At 43.7% G+C, this 13,073-nt stretch carries 15 protein-coding genes; 13 read left to right on the forward strand and 2 right to left on the reverse strand.

Features of this window, described 5'->3' with window-relative positions:
* Positions 1-4 precede the first annotated feature (4 nt).
* The gene (locus E4O00_RS11355; protein WP_253677473.1) at positions 5-781 is read left to right on the forward strand and encodes a TIGR02757 family protein; all 777 of its coding nucleotides are present in this window, start codon (positions 5-7) and stop codon (positions 779-781) included.
* Between the two features lie 5 nt (positions 782-786).
* Here the strand turns inward: E4O00_RS11355 and E4O00_RS11360 are convergent, their stop codons facing one another.
* Entirely contained in the window at positions 787-1,704 is a 918-nt protein-coding gene (locus E4O00_RS11360) for a nucleotidyltransferase family protein (protein ID WP_253677474.1), read from the reverse strand.
* A gap of 158 nt (positions 1,705-1,862) precedes the next feature.
* Between E4O00_RS11360 and E4O00_RS11365 the strand changes: the two genes are divergently transcribed.
* The 12 genes from E4O00_RS11365 (at position 1,863) to E4O00_RS11420 (ending at position 12,619) form a co-directional block, all read left to right on the forward strand.
* Complete coding sequence (locus E4O00_RS11365) at positions 1,863-2,840, forward strand: beta-ketoacyl-ACP synthase III (protein ID WP_253677475.1); 978 nt, start codon at positions 1,863-1,865, stop codon at positions 2,838-2,840.
* Positions 2,841-2,861: 21 nt separating this feature from the next.
* A complete protein-coding gene (locus E4O00_RS11370) occupies positions 2,862-3,836 on the forward strand; it encodes an ACP S-malonyltransferase (RefSeq protein WP_253677476.1) in 975 nt (324 codons plus the stop codon).
* 52 nt (positions 3,837-3,888) lie between these two features.
* Entirely contained in the window at positions 3,889-4,107 is a 219-nt protein-coding gene (locus E4O00_RS11375) for a hypothetical protein (protein WP_253677477.1), read from the forward strand.
* Positions 4,108-4,278: 171 nt separating this feature from the next.
* Positions 4,279-5,022 carry a 3-oxoacyl-[acyl-carrier-protein] reductase gene (gene fabG, locus E4O00_RS11380; RefSeq protein ID WP_253677478.1) on the forward strand — a complete coding sequence of 248 codons (744 nt, stop codon included), beginning with the start codon at positions 4,279-4,281 and terminating at the stop codon, positions 5,020-5,022.
* A gap of 34 nt (positions 5,023-5,056) precedes the next feature.
* Entirely contained in the window at positions 5,057-6,250 is a 1,194-nt protein-coding gene (fabV, locus tag E4O00_RS11385; RefSeq protein WP_253677479.1) for an enoyl-ACP reductase FabV, read from the forward strand.
* On the forward strand, positions 6,237-6,422 hold the full coding sequence (locus tag E4O00_RS11390; protein WP_253677480.1) for a virulence RhuM family protein: 186 nt from the start codon (positions 6,237-6,239) through the stop codon (positions 6,420-6,422). The genes fabV and E4O00_RS11390 overlap by 14 nt, the downstream gene beginning before the upstream one ends.
* On the forward strand, positions 6,409-7,749 hold the full coding sequence (locus E4O00_RS11395; protein WP_253677481.1) for an ATP-binding protein: 1,341 nt from the start codon (positions 6,409-6,411) through the stop codon (positions 7,747-7,749). The genes E4O00_RS11390 and E4O00_RS11395 overlap by 14 nt, the downstream gene beginning before the upstream one ends.
* A gap of 33 nt (positions 7,750-7,782) precedes the next feature.
* Positions 7,783-8,865: a leucine-rich repeat domain-containing protein gene (locus E4O00_RS11400; RefSeq protein WP_253677482.1), complete on the forward strand. Its 1,083-nt coding sequence runs from the start codon at positions 7,783-7,785 to the stop codon at positions 8,863-8,865.
* A gap of 126 nt (positions 8,866-8,991) precedes the next feature.
* Positions 8,992-9,543, forward strand: a complete 552-nt coding sequence (accB, locus tag E4O00_RS11405; RefSeq protein ID WP_253677483.1) for an acetyl-CoA carboxylase biotin carboxyl carrier protein — start codon at positions 8,992-8,994, stop codon at positions 9,541-9,543.
* Positions 9,544-9,553: 10 nt separating this feature from the next.
* Positions 9,554-10,873 (forward strand): acetyl-CoA carboxylase biotin carboxylase subunit, encoded by a 1,320-nt coding sequence (locus E4O00_RS11410; protein ID WP_253677484.1) that lies wholly within the window; start codon positions 9,554-9,556, stop codon positions 10,871-10,873.
* Positions 10,874-10,889: 16 nt separating this feature from the next.
* Positions 10,890-11,681 (forward strand): acetyl-CoA carboxylase, carboxyltransferase subunit beta, encoded by a 792-nt coding sequence (accD, locus tag E4O00_RS11415; protein WP_253677485.1) that lies wholly within the window; start codon positions 10,890-10,892, stop codon positions 11,679-11,681.
* Positions 11,682-11,701: 20 nt separating this feature from the next.
* Positions 11,702-12,619, forward strand: coding sequence for an acetyl-CoA carboxylase carboxyltransferase subunit alpha (locus E4O00_RS11420; RefSeq protein WP_253677486.1), 918 nt, complete (start codon positions 11,702-11,704; stop codon positions 12,617-12,619).
* A 78-nt stretch (positions 12,620-12,697) separates the two neighbouring features.
* Here the strand turns inward: E4O00_RS11420 and E4O00_RS11425 are convergent, their stop codons facing one another.
* The gene (locus E4O00_RS11425) at positions 12,698-12,976 is read right to left on the reverse strand and encodes a BrnA antitoxin family protein (protein ID WP_253677487.1); all 279 of its coding nucleotides are present in this window, start codon (positions 12,974-12,976) and stop codon (positions 12,698-12,700) included.
* Positions 12,977-13,073 lie beyond the last annotated feature (97 nt).

Below are 13,073 nucleotides of genomic sequence, written 5' to 3' on the forward strand. Positions count from 1 at the left end.
CATAATGGACACTAAATTTAAAGACCTAAAAAAAACTCTTGACAAGTTGGTAATAAAGTACGAAAAACCGGCCTTTATACCTGCCGATCCGATAAGTATTCCGCACCGTTTTTCTAAAAAAGAAGACATAGAAATTGCAGGATTTTTTGTTTCTATTTTTGCATGGGGAAACAGAACAGCAATTTTAAAAAGTGCGGATAAATTGATGGCTCTCTTACAAAATCAACCTCATGCGTTCTTAACTCAAAGCACTCCGGCTCAGTTAAAAACGGTAAGCACCTTTTATCACCGCACCTTAAATGGAGAAGACAGCCTTGCCATAGCAAAGGCTATAAGACGCATTTATTTATCGGGCTCAAATTTTGAAGAATTATTTAAAGCTAAAAATCCGGAAGAACCTTTGATAAGCAGGATGAGCCGATTTAGAAAAGAATTTATAAAAAACATGGAACCGCATAACATAAAACACATAGCCGACATGGAAGGCGGTTCCGCAGCAAAAAGATTAAATATGTTTTTACGCTGGATGGTAAGATCGAATGATAAGGGAGTTGACTTCGGTTTATGGAAAAGCATTAAGCCGTCTGAGCTCTACCTCCCTTTGGATGTGCACTGTGCCCGAAGAGGAAGAGCCCTCGGCCTCTTAACTCGAAAACAAAACGACCGCAAGGCAGTCGAAGAAATTACGGAACGCCTCAGAGAATTTTGCCCTGAAGACCCGTCAAAATATGACTTTGCCCTTTTTGCTCCCGAAGTCGAAAAGGCCTTAGCAGAAAGATAAGAATTTTACCTCCACAAGAATTCGGGATAGTAACCTTCTTTTACCTTATTTTCAAGCTCGTTTTTAACGATTTCTCTGTCTTCGGGATAGGTCATACCGAACCATCTTTCAGTGGTAGTATAAACCTTAACCTTTCCAAGACCCTTTTTCATCATAGCCCCTACACCTTCAGGCAAGAGACATTCGGCCTTTTCACTTTCTGCATACTTATGAATAAAGTCTTTAAAATACTCATTCATAAAATCGAAAATTTTAGGAGAAAAACCGAAAAGGTTCATCGAAACGGTTTCCTTACCTGAGAATTCAACCTCGGCACCTTCATGTTCCGAAATAATTTTTTCGACAGGACCAACCTTTTTATATGCGATATCCTTATGCTCGGTAATTCCTACAAGATAACCGTTTCCAACCTGACAAACCCCTCTTGAAACGGAACCGGAGCGGCTCAAGGTCTTATCCAAGATATAACCGACCATAGCATGCTCGGTAGAATCATTTGACAATGTTGAAAGGTGGGTCGCTATAGTTTTATAAGCAGAGCGGCCGTAATAATCATCGGCATTTATAACTGCAAAGGGTTCATTTATTTTGAGCTCCGCAGCCAAGATCGCATGTGCAGTTCCCCAAGGTTTTTTTCTGTTGACAGCTCTTTTTATTTGCTCATCAGTCAAAAATCCGTCCATGGATTGGAAAACATAATCCGCATTACAGTTGCGTGCAATTCTATTAAAAAAACGTTCTCTAAAATCGTTTTCAATATCTTCTCTGATTATAAAGACAACCTTACCGAAGCCGTTATTCATTGCATCGTAAACTGCATAATCCAACAAGGTTTCGTCATGCCTTCCAACGGCAGCTATCTGTTTGACACCTCCATACCTGCTGCCCATTCCGGCAGCTAAAACTAAGAGAGTTGGTTTCATAAATAAACCTCCTAAGATTTTAATTAGGCTAAAATATAACCTTGAAATATAATATCATATTATCGGAATAAATAAAAGATATTCTAAATTTTCCCGTACAGTTGACATTACTATCAAAAAAATAATAAAATACTTTTAATAAAACAAAGCGAGAAACTATGGCTATTATAATAAAAACAATGGGGAAGGCTATCCCCAAAAAGGTAATGAGCAACAGCGATTTTCCCGCTTCTCTGGATACTTCTGATGAATGGATCAGAAGCCACACAGGGATAGGAAGCCGCTATATAGCTTCCGAAGAGGACACAAGTGCTTCATTGGGATCAGAGGCCTGTAAGGAAGCCCTGCTTAATCAGCACAAGGAGAAATACAAAAATCTTTTTTCGGCCGGATCTCAGACCGCAGAAATTTCTGATATAGACCTGATTATTTGTGCAACTGCTACGGCGGAATATCAAGGCTTCCCCTCAAATGCCTGCCTTATTCAAAAAGAACTTGATGCAAAAAAGGCAGTCTGCTTTGACCTATCGGCAGCTTGTTCGGGATTTTTATACGCAATTGATACGGCGGCCGCCCTCATGGAAAGGCACGGCTGGCACTATGCCCTTGTTTGCGGATCCGAGGTATTAAGTAAAATCGTAGACTGGAACGACCGCTCTACCTGCGTCCTATTCGGAGACGGTGCAGGTGCAGTTCTTCTTGAAAACACCTTCGAAAAAACAAAGGAAGGCATAGGCTCGGTCATCTTAGGTTCAGACGGAACAGGTTACGATGCCCTCTATATGGGAGACTATCTAAAAATGAACGGAAGAACCGTCTACAATTTTGCAGTCGGAGTTATAACCGAAACCGTAAAAAGCCTTCTTCAAAAAGAAAATATGAATATGGAAGATGTAGACCTAGTGGTATGCCATCAAGCCAATGCCAGAATTTTGGAGGCAGCGGCAAAAAGGCTTGGTGCAGACATGAATAAATTTGTATGTAATATGGAAAACTACGGAAACACCTCCGCAGCCTCAATCCCCATAACCCTTGACGATCTTGTTCTGGACGGAAGGCTTAAAAAAGGAATGACAATTATTACTGCGGGGTTCGGTGCAGGGCTCACATGGGGCGGTGCCGTCATAAGGTTTTAATACATATAAGGAAGGATGATGATGAAAAGCATATTTTTATTTTCAGGGCAAGGTGCCCAATTTAAGGGAATGGCTCAGGATATTGTTGAAAAATACGGTTCAGCAAGAGCCCTAATCAAAAATATCGGCGATATAACCGGGGAAGACATTGAAGCCCTCCTCTGGCACACCGAAAACGAGGTTTTGTCTAGAAGCGACAAGAGCCAGCTTGCAATAATTGCAGTTGAAACAGCTATTCTTGCCGTTTTAAAAGAGAAAGGTGTAAGCCCTTCAGCCGTTGCAGGTTTCAGTTTAGGCGAGTTTTCGGCCCTCTATGCCTCAGGTATTTTGAGCTTTGAAGACATGATACGCATAGTCCAAAAACGAGGCCGGATTATGCAAGCCGCCTGCGACAAGATTGCAGCAAGGGCAAGCGAGGGTTCGGGTGCCCTCGGCATGTCGGCCATTTTAAAGCTTGATCCCGAAAAGGTAATAGAGCTTTTAAAGCCTCATTCAGACCCCAAGACCGGAATAGTATTTGCCGCAAACATGAATAGTCCCGTCCAAACCGTCATTTCGGGAACGGCGGAAGGCCTCTCTCTTGCAGAAGAACTTTGCAAAGAAGCCGGAGCAAAAAGATGTGTCCGCCTTGCAGTTGCAGGCCCCTTCCACTCCCCCCTTATGGGAGAAGCGGCAAAGGAATTTGAAGAAGTCTTAAAAGGCTTTGAATTTAAAAACCCCGAAATCCCCGTCTTCTCAAACGTTACGGGTAAAAAAGTAAAATCGGGAGAAGAAGCAAGGGCAAATGCAGTCCTTCACTTGACTCATCCTGTTTTATGGACGAGCGAAGAAAAAGAGATCGCTTCTTTATGTGAGGACTTAAAACCCTGCCGCCTCTTGGAAATAGGCCCCGGAAACACCTTGTGCAATCTTTGGAGGGACAGCGGCTTTGCCTCGGATGAACTAACCTGTTCTCCGACAGGAACTTTGGAACAGCTAAATAAAATTATAGAATAAAAACCGGATATGAGAATTAAAAAGATTTTCAAAAAAATTAAAGGAGATGCCTATGTCAGAACTTGCTTTTGAACAACTTTCAGCACAGGTTGAGATGCTTTCTTATACGGAAAGAATTAGATTACTTGATAAAATAGTAAAGACTTTACACAAGCCTGTAAAAACGCATAAAAGGGAAGATTCAGACTTTAATGCGGCCTTTGGATTATGGAAAGACAGGAATATTTCGGTTGAAGAAATAAGAAATAAGGCATGGGGACGTTCTCAATGATTTATCTTTGTGATACTTGTATTCTGATAGACTATCTTCGGGGGAAACTTGAGGTTCAGCAAAAGCTACAACAAGATAGAGAACAAGGTTTGGGGATGTCTTAGTTTTGGCATAGATTAAAATATATAAGTTTTGTACTTTACACAAAATATCGTAATTATTGGAGGAAAGATGTTATTACAAGGAAAAAAAGCATTGGTAACAGGCTCTTCAAGAGGAATCGGAAAAGAGGTTGTTAGAAGATTTATTGAAGAAGGAGCAGAAGTATGGGGCCTTTGTACAAAGCCCTCAGCAGCAAAATCAGAAATGGAAGCCTTTGCAAAAGAAAAAGGCTCGGTATTTCACGAAATATATGCCGACTGCGGCAATGCAGAAGGCCTTACCGAAACGGTAAAAAAAGCTCTAGAAGAATCGGGAGGCTTTGATGTTCTTGTAAACAATGCAGGAATCACAAGGGACAGCCTTTCATTTAGAATGAAGCTTTCAGACTGGGAAGATGTTTTGCGCGTAAACTTAACAGGAGTTTTTATCGCTTCGCAAATTGTTTCCTCCGATATGATCAGAAAAAGAGCCGGCTCAATCATCAATATGACGAGCATAGTCGGCCTCCACGGTCAGGGCGGACAGGTCAACTATTCCGCAAGCAAGGCAGGTCTTATCGGCTTCACAAAGAGCCTTGCAAAGGAAACGGCAGGCAGGGGAGTCCGCGTAAACGCCATAGCTCCCGGCTACATTGAAACCGACATGACAGCCGCCGTAAACGAAGAAATGCGCAAGGCCTGGGTCGAAGGCATCCCCTTAAAAAGAGCCGGACAACCCGTAGACATAGCAAACGCCGCAGTCTTTTTGGCTTCGGACTTATCGCTTTATATAACCGCTCAAGTCCTAGGTGTCGATGGCGGATTGGGAGCTTAAGCTGCAATAATGAATAAAATTATGGAGGAAGGATATGATTGTAAAACCGATGATTAGGAATAACATTTGTCTAAATGCTCATCCTAAAGGATGCAAAAAGGGTGTAGAGGATCAAATAGAATACACAAAAAAAAGGATTACCGCTGAGGTAAAATCGGGAGCTGCATCGCCGAAAAATGTACTCGTGCTCGGCTGCTCTAACGGATACGGACTTGCAAGCCGAATCACGGCAGCCTTCGGCTACGGAGCCGCCACTATAGGCGTTTCCTTTGAAAAGGCCGGAAGCGAAACAAAGTACGGAACCCCCGGCTGGTACAATAACCTCGCCTTTGACGAGGCGGCAAAAAAAGAAGGACTTTATTCCGTTACTATAGACGGCGATGCCTTTTCCGACGAAATCAAGGCTCAAGTTATTGAAGAAGCTAAAAAGAAAGGGATAAAATTCGATCTCATTGTTTACAGCTTGGCAAGCCCTGTAAGAGTAGACCCCGACACAGGCATAATGCACAAGTCGGTCTTAAAGCCCTTCGGAAAAACCTTTACAGGCAAGACCGTCGATCCCTTTACGGGAGAACTAAAAGAGATTTCCGCAGAGCCTGCAAGCGATGAAGAAGCGGAAGCCACCGTTAAGGTTATGGGCGGAGAAGATTGGGAGCGCTGGATAAACCGGCTTTCAAAAGAAGGCTTGTTGGAAGAAGGCTGCATCACTATGGCCTATTCCTATATAGGCCCCGAAGCCACCCAAGCCCTCTACCGAAAAGGCACCATAGGCAAGGCCAAAGAACACCTTGAAGCCACAGCTCACCGCCTAAACAAAGAAACCCCGTCAATACGTGCCTTTGTTTCGGTAAACAAGGGGCTCGTAACAAGGGCAAGTGCGGTAATCCCCGTAATTCCCCTCTACCTCGCTTCCTTGTTCAAGGTTATGAAGGAAAAAGGAAACCACGAGGGCTGTATCGAACAGATTACCCGCCTTTATGCAGAAAGGCTCTACCGCAAAGACGGCTCAATCCCCGTCGATGAAGAAAACAGAATCCGCATTGACGACTGGGAGCTTGAAGAAGACGTACAGCGAGAAGTTTCTGCCTTGATGGAAAAGGTAACAAGCGAAAATGCCGAAAGCCTCACTGACCTTGCAGGCTACCGCCGCGACTTTTTAGCCTCAAACGGCTTTGATGTCGAAGGCGTCAACTACGAAGCCGAAGTAGAAAGGTTTGATAGGATTTAAATGGCAAAAGATATTCAAATCAGGTGAATTGGAAGAGGCTTCAGTTACCGAGGATTCCTCGGCAACTGCCTCAGACGGTAAATCCTATCGAATGAAATTCTACAATCTTGATGCCGTTATTTCCGTAGGAAAACACCATCAGCGGGTAATTGGAAATTATGGAAGATTATAATAAAGAGTTTAAAATCGATATTCCTAAAAAACAGAGTGCACTTAAAGCCGAAATCGTTTCTTTTTTAAACAGCACCGACGGAGAAATTTATCTGGGTGTCAATGACAGCGGAACTGTACATTATGATCTCATAAACGAAAAAAAGAAAAAATGGGAAGAGGTTCTTTCAAATTGGATTGTAAATGCCTTTACGCCCGGTGTGACGAGCTTGATTTATATTTATCCAAACGAAACTCCCTTTAGAATCAAAATTTTTAAGGGAAAAGAGCGGCCTTACTTTTATAAAGACGGAGAAGGCTTTAATACAAAAGGTGTATATGTCAGAGTCGGCAGTACAAAAAGACTTGCAAGCTTTGATGAAATCCAAAGAATGATACGGCAGCATAATCAGCATGATTACGAGCGTTTGTTATGCCATCGGGATGATTTGACCTTTAATTATATAGAAAATAGATTTAAAGAAAAAAGCGTTCCTTTCGACAAATATGCTCTATCCCTCATGGATAAGGATGGTAAATATAATAATGCCGCCCTCTTATTGAGCGACCAAAATCCCACTATCAGTAAGTTTGCCGTTTTTCAGGGAACTACGGTTAATGTCTTTTTGGATAAAAAAGAATTTACAGGTTCCATCTTAAAGCAATTAGATGAGGTGCTATATTTTGCAAATTTATCGAACCGAAAAAAAATAACCATTACAGGAAACCCTGAGCGGGATGAGTATTCGGATATTCCGGAAAGAGCTCTCAGAGAAGCTATCGTAAACTGCTATTGCCATAGGGACTGGACCTTGAGCGGAGATATAAAAATAGAATTTTACGATGACAGAGTGCAAATTTTTTCTCCCGGCAGCTTACCGGACGGATTGACCCTGGAGAACATAAAAATGGGCATGGTTGCTAAAAGGAATAAAATTATAGTGGACACTCTGGATAAGGCGGATGTCATCGAAAATTATGCTTCAGGAGTACGCAGAATATTCGAAGATTATGCCGGCTTTAAAAAACAGCCCGAATATTATATTTCCGATAACGGAGTAATTGTTACCTTGTTCAACCGCAACTATGATGTTCAAGATGACGGTCAAAACGGCGATCAAAATGATGTCCAAAATGATGTCCAAAAATTGAGTCCTGAGCAAAGAAAAGAAAAAATCATCGAACTGATAAAATCAAATAACAAGATTACAATTGATATGATGAGTTATATGATTAATGTATCCAAACCCACCATTGAGAGGGATATATCTAAATTAAAGAAAGAGAACAAAATTGAATATACAGGCAGTGCCAAGGACGGATACTGGATTGTAAAAAGAACTAATTAGATATTTGTAATAGAGGATTTCCGGTAAACAATTATGAAAAAATTTTTAACGATATTATTTTTAACAGGATTGATGACAGTCGGTATCGCAGCGGCGGAAGGTGCAGCAGTTTCCGCAGGCACAGGACGGGCAATACTCGGTATAAGCTACGATTACGATACAAACGAGATAGCCGTGAAAGCGGTAACTGCCGATGGTTCCGAGATACAGGTTGAAGGCTGCACAGTTGAGGAATTACCGAGCGGTGAATCGGTACGGCTTACGGCAACGGGAAATAGGATTGTCTTAAAAGGGGCAATTACCGAGCTTTATTGCTCCGGCAATCGGCTTACCTCGCTTGATGTGCGGGGATTGCAGGCTTTGACGGTGCTGGAGTGTGCCGGCAATGATCTTACCTCACTCAATGTACATGGCTTAACGGCTTTGGCTGTGCTTGACTGTTCCGAAAATCAGCTTGCCTCACTCAATGTGCAAGGTTTGACCGCTTTACGGAAGCTGAACTGTTCTAAAAATCTGCTAACTTCGCTTAATACACAAGATTTTAACGCTTTGAAGGGCTTTGACTGTTCCGATAATCTGCTGACTTCTCTTAATGTACAAGACTTGACGGCTTTAGAAAAATTGGCTTGTTCCGGTAATAAGCTGACTTCATTAAATGTACAGGGATTGACCGCTTTGCAGTATTTGTCTTGCCGTCATAATCAACTTAAAACACTTAACCTAAAAGGCTTGACCGCTTTACGCGAACTGTGGTGTTCCGGCAATCAACTTGCCGCCCTCGATATGCGCGGCATAAGCACTTTACAAACGCTGGACTGCTCCGTCAATAAACTTACAGCCATCGAATTACCGGCGGTAAACGTTTTACAGGAACTGGACTGTTACGGCAACCGCTTAAACGAAAAAGCCTTTATACGGATATTCACCGCTTTGCCTGACAGAAAACAAAACGAAGCGGGCAAAGCCTGTATATATCGTGAAAGAAACGATGTTCCGGAAAAAAATGTAACGGACTTTACTTCTTCCGCCGAACTGAAAACCGCCTTTGAAGCCGCAAAAGCAAAAAACTGGATATTTTATAAACAGGATACAAACGGAATGTATGAAAAGATTTAAAATGGTAAAAACAGATTATCGGTAATTTTCATAAGGGATAGACATACTATCTACATACTGATAAAATGTCTATCTTAAATAGCATTAACGGTTAAATAAACATAAATAAAACTTTAAGGAGATTTCATGAAAGAAGATTTTATTTTAAAGGTGATAGAACAATTTGAAAAAGGTGATACAGTGTTCTTGCAGATAAAGCAGGACGACTGCGAGCTTGTATTAAAAAAGGAAGGAGCCTTTCCTAAAAAGGAAGTTGCAGCTCAGGCAGGAGCACAGGCTGCCTATCCTATGCCTTTGGCTATGCCGGCAGCTTTCCAAGCAGGTTTTCAGGGCGTGCCTCAGACCGCTCCTTCGGGAGTTCAAGGGGCAGCACCTCAACCGGCAAGCCCTGTTGCAGAAGCTCCGGCCCAAGTGGCCACGGCATCTTCATCGGCCGATCTAATCGAGGTAAAAAGCCCCATCGTCGGAACCTTTTACAGGGCTCCGTCTCCCGATTCTCCGCCCTATGTCGAAAAAGGCGGCACGGTAAAAAAAGGTCAACCCCTTTGCGTGCTTGAGGCCATGAAGATGATGAACACCCTCGAATGCGACCATGACGGAATTGTCGAAGAAATCTTGGTTTCAAACGGAGACCTTGTCGAATTCGATCAGGTCTTGTTTAAGATAAAGGCTAAGTAGGCAGGTTCCTATGATAAAAAAAATACTTATCGCCAACAGGGGCGAGATTGCCGTGAGGGTTATCCGCTCCTGCCGCGAAATGGGAATAAAAACCGTAGCCGTTTACTCCACGGCGGACAAGGACTGCCTCCATGTTCTTTTGGCTGATGAGGCCGTCTGCATAGGCCCGCCCCCGTCCGCGAAAAGCTACCTCAACAAGGAAGCCCTTATCACGGCAGCCCTCTGTACTTCCTGCGAGGCCGTTCATCCGGGAGTAGGCTTTTTATCCGAAAACGCAAGTTTCGCCCGCGAGGTAGAAAACTCAGGGCTTTTTTGGATAGGCCCTAAACCCGACACAATCGAAATGCTGGGCGACAAGGTACGGGCCCGTGAAACCGCCGTAAAAAGCGGCCTTCCAGTAACCCCCGGCTCGGACGGAGCTATAAAGGAATTGGAAGAAGCCAAAAAAACTGCCGAAAAATGCGGTTATCCCGTCATCATAAAGGCAGCCTCAGGCGGCGGCGGAAAGGGAATGCGCATAGTTTATAAGGAATCGGAGCTGGCAGAAAACCTAAAAATCGCTTCCGCAGAAGCCGAGGCCAACTTTGCAGACGGCACAGTTTATATCGAAAAATACCTCGTAGACCCGCGCCATGTCGAGCTTCAAATCGTAGGCAACGGAAAGGGAGCCGTTTCCGTCTTAGGCGAAAGAGACTGCTCCGTTCAAAAAAATCATCAAAAGCTGATAGAAGAAAGCCCCTCCCCTGCCGTAAGCGAGGAAATGCGCGAAGCCATGTGTAAGGGGGCTGTCAGCCTCTTTTCTTCCCTTAAATACCGCGGGGCGGGAACAATCGAGTTTCTCGTATCGGGCAACAATTTCTACTTTATGGAAGTAAACGCCCGAATTCAGGTCGAGCACCCCGTTTCGGAGATGATTACAGGCACCGATATAATTGCAGAACAAATCCGCGTTTGTACGGGCGAGAACATGAAGTTTGCCCAAGGCATCCTGCCTACAAAGGGCTGGGCTATCGAGGCCAGAATAAACGCCCGCTCTCCCGGCCTTATCAAAAACTTGATGATTCCCGGCGGAAACGGTGTACGCTTTGACAGCTTTTTATATCAAGGTTACTCGGTAGTTCCGTTTTATGATTCGATGACGGCTAAGCTCATCGTTCACGGAGCCGACAGGGCTAATGCAATTCAAAAACTGCTTTGCGCCCTCGACGAGCTTAAAATCGAAGGCATCACCTGCAATATCGAAGAGCAAAAGATTATACTTAACTCAAAAAAGTTCAAATCCGGTGTTTTCGGTACCGGGCTCTATGAAGAGCTTTTTGGAAGTAAATAAGGAGTTTTGACAAATTATGGATTGTCCTAGTTGTAAAGTATCATATGATGAAGAGGTGTTTACAGATAACCTGATGGTCTGCCCTCATTGTAATTGCCATTTGCGCATAGAGCCTAGGCAGAGGATTACCTATCTGACGGATGAAAATTCCTTTCAGGAGCTGTATGCAAACTTGAAAACCTGTAACCCCATCGAAATGGAAGGCTATGAAGAAAAAATATCGGCCGCCGAAGAAAAGGCAGCCTTAAACGAGGCCGTAATTACGGGTTCCTGCAAGATTAAGGGGAGGGATGCCCTTTTGGCCCTTATGTCCTTTCACTTTATGGGAGGCTCGATGGGCTCGGTTGTAGGGGAGAAGATTTCGCGGCTCATGTTAAAGGGAGCGGCCGAAAGAATCCCCGTAATTATCTATGCAACCTCAGGCGGAGCGAGAATGCAGGAAGGGCTTTTTTCGCTTATGCAGATGGCCAAGACCTCAAGTGCAGCCGCCGAGTTGGATGAAAAGGGTGTTCCTCTTTTTATAATGCTCTGCGACCCGACCACGGGAGGCGTTACGGCAAGTTTTGCCATGCTCGGCGACATAACGGCAGCAGAACCGGGAGCCCTCATCGGCTTTGCAGGCCCCAGAGTTATCGAAGGCACCATCCGCCAGCAGCTCCCCGAAGGTTTTCAGCGTGCCGAATTTCAGATGGAAAAGGGCTTTGTAGACTGTATAGTACCGCGTCAAGAACAAAGGCAGTTTTTTGCCCGCATGATTGATGCTCACAGCCTCGGCCTAAAAGAAGCCCCTAAGAAGAAAAAGGTCTAAGGTTTTTATGGAGGAAGTGCATGAGCAATACGGATCAAACTAATTTATTAAATAATTTAAAAGATATAGCCCAAAAGGCGGGGCTTGATATAAGCGAAGAGCTTGCAAAGATAAACGCTAAACTTGAAAGTTCAACGGCTCTTTCAAAAACATGGGAAAGGGTTGAGCTTGCCCGCCACAGCGACAGGCCCAGAACCTTGGACTACATCAATTTGATTTTCGATAATTTTACCGAGCTCCACGGAGACCGCTTTTTCGGCGATGACCCGGCAATGATAGGCGGAATAGGCTTTATCGACGGAATGCCGGTTACGGTAATCGGCACCCAGAAGGGAAGAAACTTGCGCGAGACCATCGACAGGAACGGAGGTATGGCAAACCCCGAAGGCTACCGCAAAGCAATGCGCCTTGCAAAACAGGCCGAAAAGTTCAAAAGACCGATTATAACCTTTATCGACACCCAAGGTGCCTACCCGGGCCTCGGAGCCGAAGAAAGAGGAATCGGAGAGGCCATTGCCTTTAACTTGCGCGAATTCAGCCGTCTAAAAACGCCGGTTATCTGCATAATCATCGGTGAAGGAGGCTCAGGCGGAGCCCTCGGCATAGGAGTCGGCGACAAGATTTATATGCTTGAAAACGCCATTTTCTCGGTTATATCCCCTGAAGGCTGCGCTTCAATCCTATTGAGGGATTCAAGCAGGGCAAAGGATGCCGCAGCCATGCTTAAAATTACCAGCCAAGAAGTTCTTGACCTAAAGGTAATAAACGGCATCATCCCCGAACCCGAAAAAGGAGCCCACATCGATCCCAAACAAACCGCAGAGGCTATAAAGCAGCAAATCCTAAAGGATTTAGCCGACCTTACAAAACGCGACCCCGCCGTTTTGGTAAAATACCGAAGCAAAAAAATAAGAAGCATAGGAAAGTATTCGGAATAAACAGAGAGTCCTGCAGCATAATGCAGGACTTTTCTACAACGTAATATAAGACTTTACTAAAATCGTTTTTGATAAAAATCAGCCGAATGCGTAGGAGCGTAAAACTGCATTGATTTTTGTTTTATAGCCTTTACCTTGAGCTTTAAACCACTCCAATACATCAGTATCTATTTTTATGCTATTTTCATCTTTTTGGTGTACTTCATACCATGGTTTGAATTTGGCAAGGTCTTCTTTAGACTGTTCGGGGCAGTCATCAGTAGGGATAGCCCTTGCCTTTCGGATAGTTTGTTTTTCTTCTTCTGTAAGCGGAGTTTTTTTTAAATCATCTAATGTCATAGTTACTATAGTATTCATTTATTTCCTCAATAAACTCTAACTCCTTTTTAATTTATAGTATATATTCTATTTTATACATAGTCAAGGTAAAAATAAAATTTCACCTTCCATTCCG

The sequence above is a fragment of the Treponema sp. OMZ 788 genome (assembly GCF_024181245.1).
Taxonomy (GTDB): domain Bacteria; phylum Spirochaetota; class Spirochaetia; order Treponematales; family Treponemataceae; genus Treponema_B.

What these genes read in the sequence shown, in the direction of transcription:
- E4O00_RS11355 (WP_253677473.1), top strand. Translation starts at nt 5, where the DNA reads ATGGACACTAAATTTAAAGACCTAAAAAAAACTCTTGACAAGTTGGTA.
- E4O00_RS11360 (WP_253677474.1), bottom strand. Translation starts at nt 1,704, where the DNA reads ATGAAACCAACTCTCTTAGTTTTAGCTGCCGGAATGGGCAGCAGGTAT.
- E4O00_RS11365 (WP_253677475.1), top strand. Translation starts at nt 1,863, where the DNA reads ATGGCTATTATAATAAAAACAATGGGGAAGGCTATCCCCAAAAAGGTA.
- E4O00_RS11370 (WP_253677476.1), top strand. Translation starts at nt 2,862, where the DNA reads ATGAAAAGCATATTTTTATTTTCAGGGCAAGGTGCCCAATTTAAGGGA.
- E4O00_RS11375 (WP_253677477.1), top strand. Translation starts at nt 3,889, where the DNA reads ATGTCAGAACTTGCTTTTGAACAACTTTCAGCACAGGTTGAGATGCTT.
- fabG (WP_253677478.1), top strand. Translation starts at nt 4,279, where the DNA reads ATGTTATTACAAGGAAAAAAAGCATTGGTAACAGGCTCTTCAAGAGGA.
- fabV (WP_253677479.1), top strand. Translation starts at nt 5,057, where the DNA reads ATGATTGTAAAACCGATGATTAGGAATAACATTTGTCTAAATGCTCAT.
- E4O00_RS11395 (WP_253677481.1), top strand. Translation starts at nt 6,409, where the DNA reads ATGGAAGATTATAATAAAGAGTTTAAAATCGATATTCCTAAAAAACAG.
- E4O00_RS11400 (WP_253677482.1), top strand. Translation starts at nt 7,783, where the DNA reads ATGAAAAAATTTTTAACGATATTATTTTTAACAGGATTGATGACAGTC.
- accB (WP_253677483.1), top strand. Translation starts at nt 8,992, where the DNA reads ATGAAAGAAGATTTTATTTTAAAGGTGATAGAACAATTTGAAAAAGGT.
- E4O00_RS11410 (WP_253677484.1), top strand. Translation starts at nt 9,554, where the DNA reads ATGATAAAAAAAATACTTATCGCCAACAGGGGCGAGATTGCCGTGAGG.
- accD (WP_253677485.1), top strand. Translation starts at nt 10,890, where the DNA reads ATGGATTGTCCTAGTTGTAAAGTATCATATGATGAAGAGGTGTTTACA.
- E4O00_RS11420 (WP_253677486.1), top strand. Translation starts at nt 11,702, where the DNA reads ATGAGCAATACGGATCAAACTAATTTATTAAATAATTTAAAAGATATA.
- E4O00_RS11425 (WP_253677487.1), bottom strand. Translation starts at nt 12,976, where the DNA reads ATGAATACTATAGTAACTATGACATTAGATGATTTAAAAAAAACTCCG.